The organism is Pseudomonas sp. VS40 (assembly GCF_018587885.1).
GTDB lineage: Bacteria > Pseudomonadota > Gammaproteobacteria > Pseudomonadales > Pseudomonadaceae > Aquipseudomonas > Aquipseudomonas pergaminensis.
On the sequence record NZ_JAGYWD010000011.1, the window covers coordinates 84347 to 101804 of the forward strand.

The window sequence follows — 17458 nt, forward strand, 5'->3', positions numbered from 1 at the left end:
CCGAGAAATGACGCCAAAAAGCTGGTGGGCGGGAGGGAAGGCCCTCCCGCCGCACTGTCAGACCGCCGCAGGACGCAGCGAATAGGTCTTCAGTTGGTGGGCAAAATCCCGCAGGGACTGGATGCCGCTGGCCTCGGCTTCATGCACCCATTCCTTGATGGCTGCCAGCATATCGTGGCCATTTGAACTGGTCTTGAGCCAGATTTGCTGCAGCGCCAGGCGCTTTTCATAGATCACTTTCAAGGCCTGGCTGTGTTCCAGCATGCTCTGGATGCGCAGGTGGTGGCGGTCGTCCAACAGGCTGGTTTCTCGCGACAGCAGGCGCTTGGCGCGGTGGAATTGGTGACGAACCGAGTGATCGACCTTTTCCAGCTCCTGCTTGACCAGCGGACCGATCACCAACTTGCGGTACTGCGCCATGATCTGGAAGCGGTTGTTGAGGATCGCCATGGCGGTGTCCATGTCAAGGCTGCCCTTGCCTTCCACGCGGTGGGCAATCGGCGCGACGCGCTGCACCTTGGCCAGGCGCAGGAAACTGAACACCTTGATCCAGGCCCAGCCCAGGTCGAACTCCCACTTCTTCACCGACAGCTTGGCGGAATTGGGGTAGGTGTGATGGTTGTTATGCAGCTCTTCGCCGCCAACGATGATGCCCCACGGCACCAGGTTGGTCGCCGCGTCACGGCATTCGAAGTTGCGATAACCCACGGCATGCCCCAGGCCGTTGATCACGCCGGCGGCCCAGAACGGAATCCACATCATCTGGATCGCCCAGATGGTGATGCCGATGGTGCCGAACAGCATCAGGTCGATCACGCCCATGATCGCCACGCCCAGCAAGGGGTACGGGGTGTAGATCTTGCGTTCGATCCAGTCGTCCGGGCAGTTCTTGCCGTAGATGCGCAGGGTCTCGGGGTTTTCGGCCTCGGCGCGGTACAGCTCGGCGCCTTTGCGCATCACGGTGGACAGGCCCTTGATGACCGGGCTGTGCGGATCGTCGACGGTTTCGCACTTGGCGTGGTGCTTGCGGTGGATGGCGGTCCACTCGCGGGTGTTCTGCGCCGTGGTCAGCCACAGCCAGAAGCGGAAGAAGTGTTTCAGGCCGGCATTGAGCTCCAGGGAGCGATGGGCTGAATAACGATGCAGATAGACCGTGACCGCAACGATGGTCACGTGGGTCATCAACAGAGTGACCGCCACCAGTTGCCAGGCTGACAGGTCAAGAAAACCGTTGTACCACATAGGCTGTATGGCCCTCAGATAAAGAAAAGAACAGCTCACGCATTATCACTAAGCCTACAGAGAAAACCAGCCGCGCTTTCAGATAGGAGTGACTGGATGTTTCTTATTCTATAATCCGCAGCCTTTGTAGGGCGATTCTGTTTTTTGGTAAGGATTACTAACCATATGCTGTTTTCATACCGAGGTGCCCTGCGTGCGGGGCTGGTATATCTGCTGGTTTCCGTTCTGTGGATCGGCGTAACCCAGCGCGTATTGATCGAGTTTCTCGATAACCCGAGTGAGCTGAACCACTGGCTGCAGGTGCGCGGCTATGTGTGGGTGGCCCTCAGCGCACTGGCGATTTACCTAATCTGCGCCCGTTTTGCCCGGGCCAACCAGCTGCAACAGCCCCTGAAAGAAAACCGTGAACGCCTGCGCCAGGCCGCCGCAGTGTTCGATTGCACTCGCGAAGGCGTGTTGGTCACCGATGCACAGGGGCTGATCGTGCACGTGAACCGGGCCTTCATGGAGATCACCGGCTACGGCAGCGAAGACGTCATGGGCCAGCAGCCCAGCCTGTTCAAGTCCGGTCGCCATTCGTCGAATTTCTACCAGCAGATGTTCCAGAGCCTGGAGCGCACCGGCGAATGGAGCGGTGAAATCTGGAATCGGCGCAAAAGCGGCGAGATTTATCCACAGTGGCAAACCATTCGTGTGATCCACGATGACCAGGGCAAGGTCAGCCACTACGTCGCCGTGTTTTCCGACATCAGTGCCATCAAGGACTCCGAGCACGAACTGGCCCACCTCGCGCATCACGACCCGCTGACCGACCTGCCCAACCGCCTGCTGTTCACCGACCGCGCCGAGCAGGCGCTGGCCTCGGCGCAGATCCACAAGCGGGGCTGCGCCTTGCTGTTGCTGGACTTGGACCACTTCAAGATCATCAACGACAGCCTCGGCCATAACGTCGGAGACCAATTGCTCAAGCTGGTGGGCGAGCGGCTCAAGGCGCTGTTCGGCCCAGGCGTGACCCTGGCGCGCCTGGGTGGGGATGAATTCGCCGTGCTGGCGGAAAGTTGTCCACAGGTGGCACAAGCCGCCGGCCTGGCGCAACGCATGCTGGATGCGATGAAACAGCCGTTTATCTTTGACGGTCATCAGCTGTTTATCAGCGCCAGTATTGGTATCAGCCTGTTCCCCAATGATGCCCTCAGCGCCGAACAGTTGCTGCGCAACGCCGACTCCGCGCTGTTCAAGGCCAAGAGCGCTGGCCGCGAAGGCTATGCCTTGTACACCGAAGAGCTCACGGCCCATGCGCAGAACCGCGTGGAAATCGCTGGCGAGCTGCGCCGTGCCCTCGAACAGCAGGAACTCTGCGTCTATTACCAACCCGTGCACGATCTGCACAACAGCCGTCTGATCGGCGTCGAAGCGCTGGTGCGCTGGCAGCACCCGGAGCGTGGCCTGGTGCCGCCGGGGGAATTTATCCCGATCGCCGAACGCACCGGGCTGATTGCCGATATTGATGCCTGGGTGATGGACCAGGCCTGCCGACAGATGTGTGATTGGCTGGCACAGGGCGTGCCGCTGAGTTTTATCGCCATCAACGTGTCCAGCCGCCTGTTTGCCCGGCGCGAGCTGTATGAGCAGGTGGCCCAGGTGCTGCACGACACCGCTCTGGATCCGGCGTTCCTGGAGCTGGAAGTCACCGAAAGCGCCGTGATGGATGACCCGGAAGTGGCGCTGGAACAACTGCATCGCCTGCGCGAACTGGGCCTGCGCCTGGCCATCGATGATTTTGGTACCGGCTATTCGTCGTTGTTGCGCCTCAAGCGCCTGCCGGTGCAGAAGCTCAAAATCGACCAAGGCTTCGTCGCCGGGTTGCCGTGGGATGAGGACGACGCGGCGATTGTGCGCGTGGTGATCGCCCTGGCGAAAAGCATGGGCATGCAGGTGCACGCCGAGGGGATCGAGCAGGTGGAGCAAGCGCGGTTTTTGTTGGATCAGGCGTGCGATATGGGGCAGGGGTATTGGTTTGGCCGGCCGGTGCCGGCCCACGAAATTGATTGGCACCGAGCCCCCCCAATCCAGCCCTGAAATGCAGTCAATAAGGTGGGAGCGGGCTTGCCCGCGAATGCGGTGCATCAGTTAACACTTTTTTAGCTGACATACCGCTTTCGCGGGCAAGCCCACTCCCACATTTGGATCTTCTCAAGGCTTTATTTACGTACTTGGGCACCAAACCTGCGCGCAACCCCACGTCCCACCAGAAAATTCTTTCTGGTTATATAAACATTCTTAAATAGTATTTTTAAGAATATCCGCGCTTATCTACTATCGCCCTCACGCCGCAAGCAGTGCCGCCACTGCAAGGCACGCACTATTCATTTCAGGAGCGAGACCATGAGCGCATCTCTACGTAGCGTCGACGGCCAGGACGAAGCAGCCATTTTGCGTGAGATCCAGAGCGCGTTGCGCGATCTGCGGTTTGGCGCGGTGGAAATCACTGTGCATAACGCGCAAGTGGTACAGATTGAACGCAAAGAGAAATTCCGTCTGCAGAACCCGGGTAACAAACCGAGCTAAGCAAGAACGGCGATTCGCATGCTAGACCCGCAACTATAAGAAAAAGCCAACACCCCAGAATTTCAGGAGCTTCTATGTCGTCGATTCGCCGTTATGCCCTGGCCGCCCTGGCCAGCGCCGTGTTTGCAGGTTCCGCGGTTGCCAAGGACTACGAGTTGCTCAACGTCTCGTACGACCCTACCCGTGAGCTGTACCAGGACTACAACGCTGAGTTCACTAACTTCTGGAAACAGTCCCACCCAGGCGACAACGTCAAGATCCAGCAGTCCCACGGCGGTTCGGGCAAACAAGGCCGTGCCGTGATCGACGGCCTGCGCGCCGACGTGGTCACCCTGGCCCTGGCCGGTGACATCGACGAAATCGCCAAGCTGGGCAAGACCCTGCCGGAAAACTGGCAGACCCGCCTGCCGGACGCCAGCACCCCATACACCTCGACCATCGTGTTCCTGGTGCGCAAGGGCAACCCTAAAGGCATCAAGGATTGGGGCGACCTGATCAAGAAAGACGTGTCCGTGATCACCCCGAACCCGAAAACCTCCGGCGGCGCCCGCTGGAACTTCCTTGCTGCCTGGGCCTACGGCCTGAAAACCGGTGGCAGCGAAGCCAAGGCCCAGGAATACGTGAAAGAGCTGTTCAAGCACGTGCCTGTGTTGGACACCGGTGCTCGCGGTTCGACCATCACCTTCGTCAACAACGGTCAGGGTGACGTGTTGCTGGCGTGGGAAAACGAAGCGTTCCTGGCCCTGAAAGAAGACGGCGGCGCCGACAAGTTCGATATCGTCGTGCCTTCCCTGTCGATCCTCGCGGAGCCGCCAGTGGCCGTGGTCGACAAGAACGCCGAGAAAAAGGGCAACACCGAAATCGCCACCGAATACCTGAAACACCTGTACAGCCCGGCTGGCCAGGAGATTGCGGCGAAGAACTTCTACCGCCCACGCGATGCCAAAGTGGCCGCCAAATACGCCCAGCAGTTCCCGAAACTGGACCTGGTGACTATCGACAAAGACTTCGGCGGCTGGAAAACTGCCCAACCGAAGTTCTTTAACGACGGCGGCGTGTTCGATCAGATTTACACCGCGCAGTAACCAACACAATCTGGTGGCGCACGCTATGCCCTGTGGGAGCTGGCTTGCCTGCGATAGCATCGCCGCGGTGTGACCGACATACCGCGACGCTTGCATCGCAGGCAAGCCAGCTCCCACAGGACGTGTGTGCCTCCAGTGGTTTCCCCTTAACCAAGGACTCTTATGTCGCGTCGTATCTCCCCCGTCATACCCGGCTTCGGGCTGACGCTGGGCTACACCGTGGTGTACCTCAGCCTGATCGTACTCATCCCCCTTGCGGCGATGTTTGTACACGCCGCTCAACTCACCTGGGATCAGTTCTGGAACATCATCTCCGCACCGCGCGTGCTGGCGGCGTTGCAACTGAGCTTCAGCACCGCGCTGTACGCCGCGCTGATCAACGGCGTGATCGGTACGCTGCTGGCCTGGGTGCTGGTGCGCTACACCTTCCCCGGTCGCAAGATCATCGACGCGATGATCGACCTGCCGTTCGCCCTGCCCACCGCCGTTGCCGGTATCGCGTTGACCGCGCTGTACACGCCTAACGGCCTGGTCGGCCAGTTCGCCGCAGACCTGGGCTTCAAGATCGCCTACACCCCCTTGGGCATCACCCTGGCGCTGACCTTCGTCACCCTGCCGTTCGTGGTGCGCACGGTGCAGCCGGTGTTGGCCGATATCCCCCGGGAAGTCGAAGAAGCCGCCGCCTGCCTGGGTGCCAAGCCGTTGCAGGTGTTCCGCTACATCCTTGTGCCTGCGTTGCTGCCGGCCTGGCTGACCGGCTTCGCCCTGGCGTTTGCCCGTGGCGTCGGTGAGTACGGTTCGGTGATTTTCATTGCCGGCAACATGCCGATGAAAACCGAGATCCTGCCGCTGCTGATCATGGTCAAGCTCGACCAGTACGACTACCGCGGCGCCACGTCCATCGGCGTGCTGATGCTGGTGGTTTCCTTTGTCCTGCTGCTGCTGATCAACTTGTTGCAGCGGCGCATCGAACGTCCATAAGGAGGCGCGGAACATGTCCCAATCGTCTATTTCCGCCGCGTCCTCGGCCAACGCCGCCCGGCGTGGCAGTGCTGCATCGCGACGTATCCTGATCGGCCTGGGCTGGCTGGTGTTTGCGCTGTTCCTGCTGTTGCCGCTGTTTATCGTGGTGACCCAAGGCCTGAAGAATGGCCTCGGCGCGTTCTTCACCGCGATCCTCGAACCCGATGCGCTGTCGGCGTTGAAACTCACGGTGATCGCCGTGGTGATTTCGGTGCCGCTCAACCTAGTGTTCGGCGTCAGCGCCGCGTGGTGCGTGAGCAAGTACTCGTTCCGTGGCAAAAGCATCCTGGTGACGCTCATCGATTTGCCATTCTCGGTGTCGCCGGTGATCGCCGGCCTGGTCTATGTGCTGATGTTCGGCGCCCAGGGCTTCTTTGGCCCCTGGCTGCAGGATCACGACATCCAGATCGTGTTCGCCTTGCCGGGCATCGTGCTGGCGACCATCTTCGTGACTGTACCTTTCGTGGCCCGCGAACTGATCCCGCTGATGCAGGAGCAGGGCACCCAGGAAGAAGAGGCTGCGCGCCTGCTGGGTGCCAATGGCTGGCAGATGTTCTGGCATGTGACCGTGCCAAATATCAAATGGGGCCTGATCTACGGCGTGGTGCTGTGTACCGCACGGGCCATGGGTGAGTTCGGCGCGGTGTCGGTGGTGTCCGGCCACATTCGCGGCGTGACCAACACCCTGCCGCTGCACGTCGAGATTCTCTACAACGAATACAACCACGTTGCCGCGTTTGCGGTGGCGAGTCTGCTGCTGATCCTGGCGCTCTTCATCCTGCTGCTCAAGCAGTGGAGCGAGAACCGTATTAATCGCCTGCGCGCCGCTGCGGCTGAGGAATAAGTCATGTCGATCGAAGTCCGTAATGTCAGCAAGAACTTCAACGCCTTCAAGGCCCTGAACAGCATCAACCTGGACATCCAGAGTGGCGAGCTGGTGGCGTTGCTTGGCCCGTCCGGCTGCGGCAAGACCACCTTGCTGCGCATCATCGCCGGCCTGGAAACCCCGGATGACGGCAGCATCGTGTTCCACGGTGAAGACGTCTCCGGCCACGACGTGCGTGATCGCAACGTCGGCTTTGTGTTCCAGCACTATGCGTTGTTCCGCCACATGACCGTGTTCGACAACGTCGCGTTCGGCCTGCGCATGAAGCCCAAGAACCAGCGCCCGAGCGAAAGCCAGATTGCGGTCAAGGTGCATGAGCTGTTGAACATGGTGCAGCTGGATTGGTTGTCGGATCGCTACCCGGAGCAGTTGTCCGGTGGTCAGCGCCAACGTATCGCCCTGGCCCGCGCCCTGGCGGTGGAGCCCAAAGTGCTGCTGCTGGATGAGCCCTTCGGCGCCCTCGACGCCAAGGTGCGTAAAGAGCTGCGTCGCTGGCTGGCGCGCTTGCACGAAGACATCAACCTGACGTCGGTGTTCGTGACCCACGACCAGGAAGAGGCCATGGAAGTCGCCGACCGTATCGTGGTGATGAACAAGGGGGTGATCGAGCAGATCGGTTCACCGGGTGACGTCTACGAAAATCCGGCCAGCGATTTCGTTTATCACTTCCTGGGTGATTCGAACCGCCTGCACCTGGGTGAAGACAAACACGTGCTGTTCCGCCCCCACGAAGTGTCGCTGTCACGGCATGAGCTGGAAGACCATCACGCGGCTGAAGTGCGTGATATTCGTCCACTCGGCGCGACTACCCGTGTGACGTTGAAAGTGGAAGGCCAGAGCGAGCTGATCGAAGCTGAAGTGGTGAAAGACCACGACAGCCTGACCGGCCTGGCGCGCGGCGAGACGCTGTTCTTCAAACCCAAGGTTTGGCAAAAAGCCTGAGCCTAAAACACCGCAAAACCCTTGTGGGAGCCGGGCTTGCCCGCGATGGCGGACTTTCAGTCGACAATGATGTTGGCTGGTCCACCGTCATCGCGGGCAAGCCCGGCTCCCACAGTGGATCTTCATTAATCTTCAGACCGTGGCGCGTTTTCCTCTAACGGCCACCGGGCCCGAACGCTCCTCGATCTGTTGCTTGAGGTCATGGCGCAACCCCAGCAGAAACGCCAACTCCGCCACCACAAACAACGGCCCCACGATCAGCCCCGAAACGTCATCCACAAACGCCGGCTTCTTGCCTTCGTAATAGTGGCCGACAAACTGGATCACCCAACCCACCACAAACATCCCCACACCGCTGCTGAGCCACACCAACGTGCTCTGCGCCGCCAGCACATGCCCGGCCCATACCGACAGCCCCATCAGCACCGTCATCAGCACACCCAGTGCCAGTTCCAGGCGTAGGTAAAACCATGCTGAAAACAGCGCGACAATCACGGCGGGTGAAAGCCAGAAGTTACCCACCGCCCATTCGGGGCGTGACAACAGCACGGCCACTGCCACCACAATCAGTGGAATGCCGACGAAGTGGCTGGCGATATTGCGCGGGTCGCGGTGGTACGCGGCATATTGACTGAGGTGGTCGACGAGGCTTTTCATTGTTATTCCTCCTGTAGGATGTTTGATCATCTCCCGTCAGCCGGCGACTGACTGTCAACTGGGCGACAATCTCTGGAGTTCTCATGATTGCGGCAACCTGGCATGCCCGATTGGCCACCGGCCAGTGGTTCAGCCACCTGCCTGTACCGCTACAGGATAGTTTGCTGGCGGCGGCTCGGCTGCGTCAGCTGACGGCGGGGCAGTACCTGTTCCGGCGCGGTGATCCGCCCTGTGGGGTGTATGCGGTATTGGAGGGGGCGGTGCGGGTCAGCGCGGTCAATGCGCAGGGCAAGGAAGCTATTCTGAGCCTGGTTGAAACGCCTTACTGGTTCGGCGAGATCTGCCTGTTCGACGGTTTGCCGCGTACCCACGACGCCTTGTCGGTTGGGCCGTGCACGCTGTTGCAGGTACCGCAATCGGCGATGCTCGAGATTCTTGACCAAAGCCCGGCGTATTGGCGCGACATGGCGTTGTTGATGAGCCAGAAGTTGCGCCTGTCGCTGATCAATATCGAACAGATGAGCCTGATGCCGGCGGCGACACGTATCGCTCACCGGCTGCTGATGATTGCCGGCGGGTACGGCGAGATAGAGCATTCCCGTCGCGTCCTGCAACTGCCCCAGGAAGATCTGGCCGCGATGCTGAGCCTGTCGCGCCAGACCACCAACAGTTTGCTCAAGGCGTTAGAGCAGCAGGAGATCATCAAGCTGAGTTACGGCGCGATTGAAGTGCTCGACCTGCCGCGCTTGCGGCAGGCCGCGGGGGCTGGCTAGGAACCGCGATACGTCGAAAAGCCGTAAGGGCTCAGCAGCAGCGGGATGTGGTAGTGCTGGTCGGCCTGCTTGACCTCGAATATTACCGGGACTTCCGGGAAAAACGTCTCGCGATTGGCTTTCTTGTAGTAGTCACCGGTCTTGAACACCACGCGATACTCGCCCGGCTTCATGGCTTGGTTGGCCGGGAACAGTTCGGCGATGCGCCCCTGCTGGTTGGTGACACCTTCGGACAGCGACTGCCAGTGATCGCCTACGTGTTGCTCCAGGGTGACGTTGACACCGGCAGACGGCAGACCGTTTTCCAGGTTCAGCACATGCACGCTCAGCGGGTTGCCGGCCGCCAGGGCCAGGCTGCTCAGGCCGCTCAGGCTGAAGGCGGCGAGGGTCATAGTCAGGGTTTTCATCGAGGTTTCCTCAAGGGGTGATTGTCAGGCCAAGTTGATTGGCCGCCTTTACCGCGCACGCGTCGTCCTGCTCGGCACCGCCGGCACCGGCAATGCCAAGCGCGCCTACCAGTTCAGTGTCGGCGAACAGCGGCACGCCGCCCCCGAGCAACAGCAATTCGGACAAGCTGTTAAGGTTGGCGGCCTCGGGGTTGTTGCGCGCACGCTCGGCAAACAACCGAGTGGGGGTTTTAGTCGACAACGCCGTGTACGCTTTGCGTTGGCTGGCGATGCTGTTGTGTGGACCTACGCCGTCGGCCCGCAGGCTCAGCAACGGATTGCCGCCCCGGTCGAGTACGGTAAGTGCTGCCGTGCACTGTGCCAGGCTGGCGTCTGCCAGTTGGCGTGCGGTGTGCAAATCCAGGTCGGCGTGGCGCGGCAACGTTGGTGCTGCCAGGACGCTGGCGCTGATGGCGAAGCTCAAGAACAAGGCATTGCGGTACATGGGAACGGCTCCAGAAAGCAGGCCGCTACCTTAGCCAGCGGTCTCGGTCAAAAGCCGAACAATTCGATTACAGGTTTGTAATAAACCAAGAGGTAGGCATGCAGGTGTTGTTAGTGGAAGACCAGCCGAAATTGGCGCAAGTCATGGCCCAGGGCTTGAGTGAGGCCGGCTTCGCAGTGGAAGTCGCAGCCAATGGCATGGCCGCTCAGCGGTTTGTGGAAAGCACTGACTATGACTTGGTGATCCTGGATGTCATGTTGCCGGGTTTGAATGCCTGGAAGTTGCAGCAGGCGATTCGCAAGAAGGGCGAGACGCCGGTGTTGTTCTTGACGACCCCGGAAGGGATCGAGGACCGTCTGCGCGGGTTGGAACTGCATGAGGATGATTACTTGCTCAAGCCGTTTGAAGCCAAGGCCTTGGTGGCGCGGGTGAAGAAGTTGTTGCGGCGTGACCGTGGGCGCTGATTGATCCGGCATCTTCAATACCTGGACCACCGCCATCGCAGGCAAGCCAGCTCCCACATTTGGAATGCATTCCCCCGTGGGAGCCGGGCTTGCCCGCGATGGGGCCATCATGAACACCGCAAATCCACCTACCGCAACCCATCCCTGAACTGCCCCGGCGTCATCCCCGTCCAGCGCTTGAACGCACGGTTGAAACTGCTGGTGTCGGCGAACCCAAGTAAATGGCTGATCTCGGCCAATGAGCATTGCGGATCCCGCAAATGCAGCAACGCCAAATTCTCCCGGCACTCATTGAGCAACGCATCAAACCGGCAGCCTTCATCCGCCAGATGGCGTTGCAGGCTGCGCAGGCTCAGGTGCAGCGCCTGCGCAACCCGCTCGGCGCTGGGTTCGCCGTCGGGCAACTGCGCTTCGATCACCCGGCGGACCTTGCGCTCCCAGGTCAGCGGTTGCAGTTGGGCGAGGGTGCGCTTGAGCACGGTTTCATTGTGCTCGGCCAGTTCGGGGTTGGCGTCGTCCAGGTGGCTGTCGAAATCCTGTGCGGCGAACTCCAGGCGGTCTTCCTCAGCGCCGAAAAACACCGGCGCGCGAAACACCGTGTGCCATGGCTTGGGATCGGCCGGTTCCGGCCTTCGCAGGTACACCGCCAGCGGCGCGTATTCGCGCCCCAGGCGATTGCGACAAGTGCGCACATAGATCGCCGCAAACGCATCGATGGCCTCGAACGCTGGCGCTGGGTTTCCCGGTAGTTGCAGCAAGCGGAACCGATAGCGTTCGCCGTCGCCGCTCAGCTCCAGGCTCAAGGCATCGCTGACCACCTGGTGATACCGCACGATGCGCTCGAACACTTCCCGCAAGCTGCCACTGGCCACCAGCGCATACCCCAACGCATGAAACGTGGTGGGGCTGACGAACCGCGACACCCGCAGCCCAATCGCTGGATCGCCGCTGGCCTGCACTGCCAGTTCCCACAAGCGCGTGGTGGCCGACAGCGGGTAGCGCGCATTCGGGTCGTCCATCTGCTGTGGGTCGAGCCCGGCTTGCACGCACAGCGCGGCGCTGTCGAGGCCCAGGGCGTCGAGCTGCTTGCGCAGGGCGCGGGTCCAGCTGGCAAGGGAAGTGGGTTCGGTCATGGCGATTGGCGCTTGCGGTCAACAGGTTGGCGTCCGGGGCTAGCATCCTGATTGATCGCTTGGGGCAGGATGTGAGCACCAATAAGCAAGAGGATGGAAGCATGGACGGTACTTCTGCAAGTCCCCAGCAGATGAACGCGCAACAGCGTTCGGCGCATATCCGTGAAGTGGTGCTGGCCGAAGGCGTACGTCTGCGCCAGCAGCACCCCTGGTTGCTGCATCAGGACGCGTTGGGCGCAGGCATCCTGGCGTTTGCGCTGCTCGGCATGCTGGGCTCGGCGGCGCTCTACATCACCGGGCACATGGCCTGGTGGGTGTGCCTGCTGCTTAACGCATTCCTGGCGTCATTGACCCACGAGCTGGAACACGACCTGATCCACAGCATGTACTTTCGCAAGCAGCGTGTGCCTCACAACCTGATGATGGGCCTGGTATGGCTGGCGCGGCCCAGTACGATCAACCCGTGGGTGCGCCGGCACCTGCACCTAAACCATCACAAGGTCTCCGGCACCGAAACCGACATGGAAGAGCGCGCGATCACTAACGGCGAGCCCTGGGGTTTTGCGCGGTTGCTGATGGTCGGCGATAACGTCATGTCGGCGTTTATCCGCATCCTGCGGGCCAAGACCTGGAAACACAAACTGACGATCCTCAAGCGCTCGCTGCTGGTGTATGCACCGCTGGCGCTGCTGCATTGGGGCGCGTGGTACGTGTTCCTTGGCTTTCATGCCGCCAATGGCATTGCCAGTCTGCTCGGTGCGCCCATCGAGTGGTCAGCCGGCACCCAGCAGATGATGCAGGTGATCGACATCGCCGCCGTGGTGATCATCGGCCCGAATGTGCTGCGCACCTTTTGCCTGCACTTCGTCAGCTCGAACATGCACTACTACGGCGATGTGGAGCTGGGCAACGTGATCCAGCAGACCCAGGTATTGAACCCTTGGTGGTTGTGGCCGTTGCAGGCGTTCTGCTTCAACTTCGGCAGCACCCACGGCATCCACCATTTTGTGGTGAAGGAGCCGTTCTACATCCGCCAGATGACCGCCAAGGTGGCACACAAGGTCATGGCTGAGATGGGCGTGCGCTTCAATGATTTCGGGACGTTTGCGCGGGCCAATCGGCTTGGGTTTCCACCGCCTGCAGGGTTTCGATCAGCGCCTTCGCCGCAGGCGACAAGCGCACCCCAGCGCGGCTGATCACGCCGCAGCGGTTGTTCAGGCTGTCCAGGGCGTGAGGCAGGTTGCGCCAGTGCAGCACCTGCAGTTCGCCACGGGCAAAGGCGTCGACGAACGCTTCTTCGGCGCCCAGGCCAATGGCGTCGGATTGCCGCACGATAGTGGCCAGCGCAGCAAACTGCTCAAGCTCGATGGCGGGGGCAAAGTCGATGCGCCCGCTAAGGTTGGCCAGCAGTTTGCGAATGCCGGGTGCGATCAGTGGCGTCGCCAGCGGGTAGCCGAACAGGTCGTTGGTGGACAGGCTGTCCTTGGCCAGCAGCGGGTGCCCCGCGCGGCAGAAAAACACGCTGCGCCGAGGCGTCAGGGCCTGGGTCTGAAAGTTCGGGTCAGCCTCGAAGTGACGCACATCGGCAATAAAGAATTCGATTTCTTCACGGTTCAGGCTGCGTCCGAGTTTTTCCCAGTTATCCACCTGCAAGGCGGTGCGTACCTTGGGGTAGGTGGAGATAAAGCGCGCCATGGCCTGGGGCACGAGGTTCACCGACGCCACGGCATCGCTGCCCAAGCGTACTTCGCCGGCATCGAGTTTGGTCATGCGCGTGACTTCATGGCTGAGCAATGCTGCGCCTTGCACCAGGCTCAAGGCGTGTTGCAGGACCACCTGGCCTTCCGGCGTGGGGCGCAGGTCTTTATTGGCGCGGTCCACCAGCACGCAGCCAAACTCTTGCTCTAGCCCCTGGATGCTGCGGCTGAACGCCGGCTGCGTGATACCCATGGCGTCCGCCGCGCGCACAAAACTGCGGTGCTCGTTGAGCGCGATGAAGTAGCGCAGTTGGCGAAGGTCCATGGTGTGCCCGGCATCCTGTAGGGGAACCGGGATTTTAAGGGTGGTGCTTATTCCGTCAATGAAGCATGTTTGTTTTATCTAGATCTTAAATGCATATCTATAGAGCCGGCGCCGTGCGGTAGGTGGAGGGGCTGAATACCCGGGTCACCACCAGCATCGCCACCGCTGTCACCGTCAGCACCACCCAGGCGCTGACAAAACTGCCGGTGAGTTCACGCAGCCAACCGGTCAGCCATGGCGAAATTGCATTGATCAAAAAGCCCACGCCTTGAACGAACGCCGCCAGTTGCCCGGCTTGGCGCGGGTCGCGGTGGTGGTCGAGGGTCAATAACAGGCTTAGGGCAAAACACGCGCCCAGGCCGAAGCCGCACAGCGCCACCCACAGGTGGGGAAACTGCAACGGCGCGATCAATAGGCCGAGGTAGCCAATGGTCTGGGCCAGCAGGCTGATCCACAGCAATGGCCGGCGGTCGACTCCGCGTTGTGCCAGCACCGGCATCAATAGCGCGGCGATGACCTGAAAGATCGTCATGAAGGCCAGCAACGAACCACTGGGCAGCACGCCCCAACCCAGTTGCTGATAGTAAGCCGGCAGCCACGCCACCATGCTCATGTAGCCGCAATTGACCAGGCCGAAGTACAGCGCCAGCAGCCAGGCGCGGCGATTGCGCAGGCCCTGGAAGGCAGGCGCCACCTGGAGGTTTTTGGCTGCGCCCAGCGGCAACCAGGCCCACAGCAGCAACGCCGCCAACGCCGGCAACAGCCACACGCCGAGCCCGGCCTGCCATTGCTGGAAGTGGCTGGCCGCCACCGGGCTGAGCAGCGCCGCCAGGCCGCCGCCGGCCATCAATGACGCGGAATACACGCCCATCGCCACCGGCACGCGGTGATGGAATTCACGCTTGATCATCGCCGGCACCAACGCCTGGATCAGCGCCACGCCGGCACCGCCAAGCAATGCCGTCACCAGCAATGTCGACCCCTGGCCCATCAGCCAGCGGGCCAGGCACGCCAACAGGATCATCACCAGGCCCAGGGCGATGCCGCGTCGCTCACCCAGTTGCGCTTCCACGCGCACGCCTACCAGCGCCACCAGGCCCATGCACACCACCGGCAAACTGGTGAGCAGGGCGCTGCTCTGGAAACTGAGGCCGGTGGCCTGGCGGATCTCGCCGAGCAGCGGGCTGATGGAGCTGAGGATGGGGCGCAGGTTCAAGCCCAGGACCACCAGCAGGCCCCAGCCAGCGAGGGACTTATTCTGGGGCATGCAGGGTTTTCCATTCGCGATACAGGGCTGTCATGGCGGCGTCGGGCAGGTGCTGGATCGGCAAGCGCTGTTCGCTCACCGGCAAGCCCACTTGTTGCCCGATCGCCGCCGTCGACAAGCCAAACGGCTCGGCCATGGCATTGCTGGCGGCAAACACCACTCGCTCCACACCGCACAGGTACATGGCGCTCAGGCACATGGGGCAGGGCTGGCCGCTGGCATAGATCACACAGCCGTCCAGGCGCGCGCCGAGCTGCTGGCTTGCTGCGCGGATCGCCAGCAGTTCGGCGTGGGCGGTGGGGTCTTGGGTCAAGTGGATTTCATTCACGGCCTCCACCAGCACTTCGCCGTTGCGCGTCAACACGGCGCCAAAGGGCCGGCCACCGCTGGCGACGTTGGCCTGGGCCAGTCGGATGGCGCGTTGCAGGTGCGGGTGATCGTCGGTCATGGGAACCCCTCTGGGCAGGATGGAGGGTGAAGTATGGGCAGCCGCCGAGGTATTCTGAAATTAAATATAACCATGCCAACCAGTGGCAAATGGAATGGTGAGCGTCATGTTCGATCCTGTGTTGTTGCGCAGTTTTGTCGCCGTGGTGGATTGCGGCAATTTCACCCGCGCCGCCGAGCGCCTGCACCTGACCCAGTCCACCGTCAGCCAGCAGATCCGTCGCCTTGAAGACGCGGTAGCGTGCCAGTTGCTGGACCGCGATCAGCGCCGGGTGGTGGCGACCGCTGAGGGCGAGCGCCTGCTGGCCTATGCGCGGCGCATCCTCGCGCTGCATGAAGAAGCCGCCGATGTGTTGATCAACCAGCAAAGTGACGGTGTGCTGCGCCTCGGTGTGCCGGAGGACTTTGCCGCCGAGCGCCTGATGCCGCTGCTTTCGTCGTTTGTGCAGGCCTATCCCCGGGTGCGCCTGGAAGTCACCAGCGGCCTTGGTCCCGAGTTGCAGCGCCAGTACCGCAGCGGTGAGTTCGACGTATTGTTGGTCAAGCAGATGGGTGACAGCGATGACTGCCAGGCCTCGTGGCCGGAGCCGTTGTGCTGGGTCGACAGCCGCAGCACGCCGTCGCTGGGACGCGACCCATTGCCGTTGGTGGCATTTCCGGTGGGCGGCCTGTATCGCAATGAAATGCTGCAACACCTGGAAGTGGGCGGCTGGCGCTGGCGCATTGGTTACTCCAGCGCGAGCCTGGCCAGTGTGTGTTCCGCGGTGGCGGCGGGGCTGGGTGTCAGTTTGTTGCCCCGTCGAGTCGTGCAGGATGGGCATGTCGTGCTGGGTCCGGACAGCGGTTTGCCGAAGGTCCAAGGCGTGCGGTTGGCGTTGTACGGCCGCACTGGCTTGGGCGCGGCGGGGCAGAGCCTGCAACGGCAATTGCTCGATTTGTGCGCAAACAGCCCTGCTTGACCCATGCCTTTACTGAATATTTTTTATGCCTGAAAGGCATTCAAAAGTGGTGCCTCGGCGCCAGGCCACGCAGGACGTGGGTTTGCCATTTCAGGATGCTTCATTTATTCAATTTAGATCTATGTATAACTTTAAAGATTACTTTAAGAGATAAGCGTCTGGACCCGATGATTCAGCCCTCGACGGCCTCCCATGCAGGCCTGTCGGTTTTTTTGTTTCAAAACCGTAGGGAGTGAATCAATGGGCAATGTCCAGACCGCCGCCAGTGCACACGAGGCGCAATGGCGCCAGGCACCGAGCGGTGAGTTGGTCGACCTTGGCCGGCCGCACCGCGCGCCGTTGGGGCAACTGCGAACGCAGCAAACCCCAAAGCGGTTCTCCAGCCGTCGCGAAGGGATCCTGCTCGGTTTGCTGGTGCTGGCCTTGCACGGAGCGGTGATTTACTGGGTGAGCCAGAAGCCGACGCCGGTTCTGCCGATTGTGCCGCCGGAAATCCCACCGATGACCATCGAATTTTCGCAGCCGGCGCCGCCGGTGGTGGAACCGCCGCCGCCTGTGCCGCCGCCGCCGCCACCTGTGGTCGAGCCACCGCCGCCGGTCGTGGATGAGTTGGCCGCTAAGCCAGCCCCACCCAAACCGATTCCAAAGCCCAAGCCGAAGCCGGTTCCAAAGCCTGAGCCCAAGCCTGCACCGAAGCCGGTTGAGCAACCGCCTGCGCCACCCACGCCAGCACCACCGGCCCCCGCGCCCGTTGCTCCGCCTGCGCCGGCGCCGGTAACGCCTGCTTCGGCCAACGCCGCGTACCTGAAGAACCCGGCGCCGGAGTACCCGTCACTGGCCCAGCGTCGCGGTTGGGAAGGCACGGTGTTGTTGCGGGTGCATGTCCTGGCCAGTGGCAAGCCGGGCGAAATCCAGGTCCAGAAAAGCAGCGGTCGCCAGCAACTCGATGACGCCGCACTGACCGCCGTGAAGCGTTGGAGCTTCGTGCCGGCCAAGCAGGGCGATGTGGCCCAGGACGGCTGGGTCAGCGTCCCGATCGATTTCAAGATTCACTAACTATTCGGCTGCGGTGTGTTGCACACGCCGCGACCTGCACAGA

The 17458-nt window shown here is 61.5% G+C and carries 19 protein-coding genes; 11 read left to right on the plus strand and 8 right to left on the minus strand.

The genetic code is table 11. The features are described from left to right. Window positions 1-57: 57 nt before the first annotated feature. Entirely contained in the window at window positions 58-1242 is a 1185-nt protein-coding gene (desA, locus tag KHP07_RS26010; RefSeq protein ID WP_078046342.1) for a delta-9 fatty acid desaturase DesA, read from the minus strand. A 165-nt stretch (window positions 1243-1407) separates the two neighbouring features. On the opposite strand from desA, the gene dibA reads away from it, so the two are divergent. The 6 genes from dibA (at window position 1408) to KHP07_RS26040 (ending at window position 7746) form a co-directional block, all read left to right on the plus strand. Then, window positions 1408-3321: a phosphodiesterase DibA gene (gene dibA, locus KHP07_RS26015; protein ID WP_214498289.1), complete on the plus strand. Its 1914-nt coding sequence runs from the start codon at window positions 1408-1410 to the stop codon at window positions 3319-3321. A 306-nt stretch (window positions 3322-3627) separates the two neighbouring features. Further along, window positions 3628-3810: a sulfur starvation response protein OscA gene (oscA, locus tag KHP07_RS26020; RefSeq protein ID WP_003170956.1), complete on the plus strand. Its 183-nt coding sequence runs from the start codon at window positions 3628-3630 to the stop codon at window positions 3808-3810. Window positions 3811-3884: 74 nt separating this feature from the next. Then, on the plus strand, window positions 3885-4895 hold the full coding sequence (locus KHP07_RS26025) for a sulfate ABC transporter substrate-binding protein (protein WP_028615255.1): 1011 nt from the start codon (window positions 3885-3887) through the stop codon (window positions 4893-4895). A 162-nt stretch (window positions 4896-5057) separates the two neighbouring features. After that, entirely contained in the window at window positions 5058-5876 is an 819-nt protein-coding gene (gene cysT / locus KHP07_RS26030; RefSeq protein ID WP_012721625.1) for a sulfate ABC transporter permease subunit CysT, read from the plus strand. 13 nt (window positions 5877-5889) lie between these two features. After that, window positions 5890-6762 (plus strand): sulfate ABC transporter permease subunit CysW, encoded by an 873-nt coding sequence (gene cysW, locus KHP07_RS26035; RefSeq protein WP_078046344.1) that lies wholly within the window; start codon window positions 5890-5892, stop codon window positions 6760-6762. Window positions 6763-6765: 3 nt separating this feature from the next. Further along, complete coding sequence (locus tag KHP07_RS26040) at window positions 6766-7746, plus strand: sulfate/molybdate ABC transporter ATP-binding protein (RefSeq protein WP_034101869.1); 981 nt, start codon at window positions 6766-6768, stop codon at window positions 7744-7746. Between the two features lie 132 nt (window positions 7747-7878). On the opposite strand, the gene KHP07_RS26045 is transcribed toward KHP07_RS26040, so the two are convergent. Next, entirely contained in the window at window positions 7879-8403 is a 525-nt protein-coding gene (locus KHP07_RS26045; RefSeq protein ID WP_078046345.1) for an Mpo1 family 2-hydroxy fatty acid dioxygenase, read from the minus strand. A gap of 83 nt (window positions 8404-8486) precedes the next feature. Here KHP07_RS26045 and KHP07_RS26050 point away from each other — a divergent pair, with 83 nt between their 5' ends. After that, entirely contained in the window at window positions 8487-9176 is a 690-nt protein-coding gene (locus KHP07_RS26050; RefSeq protein WP_058424847.1) for a Crp/Fnr family transcriptional regulator, read from the plus strand. Here KHP07_RS26050 and uraH read toward each other — a convergent pair. Next, complete coding sequence (gene uraH / locus KHP07_RS26055; protein WP_214498290.1) at window positions 9173-9583, minus strand: hydroxyisourate hydrolase; 411 nt, start codon at window positions 9581-9583, stop codon at window positions 9173-9175. The genes KHP07_RS26050 and uraH overlap by 4 nt on opposite strands. 10 nt (window positions 9584-9593) lie before the next feature. Then, on the minus strand, window positions 9594-10067 hold the full coding sequence (locus tag KHP07_RS26060; protein WP_078046346.1) for a GlcG/HbpS family heme-binding protein: 474 nt from the start codon (window positions 10065-10067) through the stop codon (window positions 9594-9596). A gap of 98 nt (window positions 10068-10165) precedes the next feature. Here KHP07_RS26060 and KHP07_RS26065 point away from each other — a divergent pair, with 98 nt between their 5' ends. Further along, the gene (locus KHP07_RS26065) at window positions 10166-10531 is read left to right on the plus strand and encodes a response regulator (RefSeq protein ID WP_058424844.1); all 366 of its coding nucleotides are present in this window, start codon (window positions 10166-10168) and stop codon (window positions 10529-10531) included. Between the two features lie 128 nt (window positions 10532-10659). Here KHP07_RS26065 and KHP07_RS26070 read toward each other — a convergent pair whose 3' ends face one another. Beyond that, a complete protein-coding gene (locus KHP07_RS26070; RefSeq protein WP_068937725.1) occupies window positions 10660-11664 on the minus strand; it encodes an AraC family transcriptional regulator in 1005 nt (334 codons plus the stop codon). A gap of 101 nt (window positions 11665-11765) precedes the next feature. On the opposite strand from KHP07_RS26070, the gene KHP07_RS26075 reads away from it, so the two are divergent. Then, on the plus strand, window positions 11766-12860 hold the full coding sequence (locus KHP07_RS26075) for a fatty acid desaturase (protein WP_214498291.1): 1095 nt from the start codon (window positions 11766-11768) through the stop codon (window positions 12858-12860). Here KHP07_RS26075 and KHP07_RS26080 read toward each other — a convergent pair. The 3 genes from KHP07_RS26080 to KHP07_RS26090 all read right to left on the minus strand — a co-directional run bounded on the left by KHP07_RS26080 (window position 12751) and on the right by KHP07_RS26090 (window position 15401). After that, entirely contained in the window at window positions 12751-13686 is a 936-nt protein-coding gene (locus KHP07_RS26080) for a LysR family transcriptional regulator (protein WP_078046348.1), read from the minus strand. The genes KHP07_RS26075 and KHP07_RS26080 overlap by 110 nt on opposite strands. Window positions 13687-13783: 97 nt before the next feature. Further along, entirely contained in the window at window positions 13784-14953 is a 1170-nt protein-coding gene (locus KHP07_RS26085; RefSeq protein ID WP_214498292.1) for a CynX/NimT family MFS transporter, read from the minus strand. Continuing rightward, window positions 14940-15401, minus strand: a complete 462-nt coding sequence (locus KHP07_RS26090; RefSeq protein ID WP_126569777.1) for a nucleoside deaminase — start codon at window positions 15399-15401, stop codon at window positions 14940-14942. The genes KHP07_RS26085 and KHP07_RS26090 overlap by 14 nt, the downstream gene beginning before the upstream one ends. Before the next feature lie 106 nt (window positions 15402-15507). Here KHP07_RS26090 and KHP07_RS26095 point away from each other — a divergent pair, with 106 nt between their 5' ends. Continuing rightward, a complete protein-coding gene (locus KHP07_RS26095; RefSeq protein WP_214498293.1) occupies window positions 15508-16359 on the plus strand; it encodes a LysR family transcriptional regulator in 852 nt (283 codons plus the stop codon). Window positions 16360-16599: 240 nt separating this feature from the next. Continuing rightward, window positions 16600-17415: an energy transducer TonB gene (locus tag KHP07_RS26100; RefSeq protein ID WP_100491754.1), complete on the plus strand. Its 816-nt coding sequence runs from the start codon at window positions 16600-16602 to the stop codon at window positions 17413-17415. The last annotated feature ends 43 nt before the right edge of the window (window positions 17416-17458 follow it).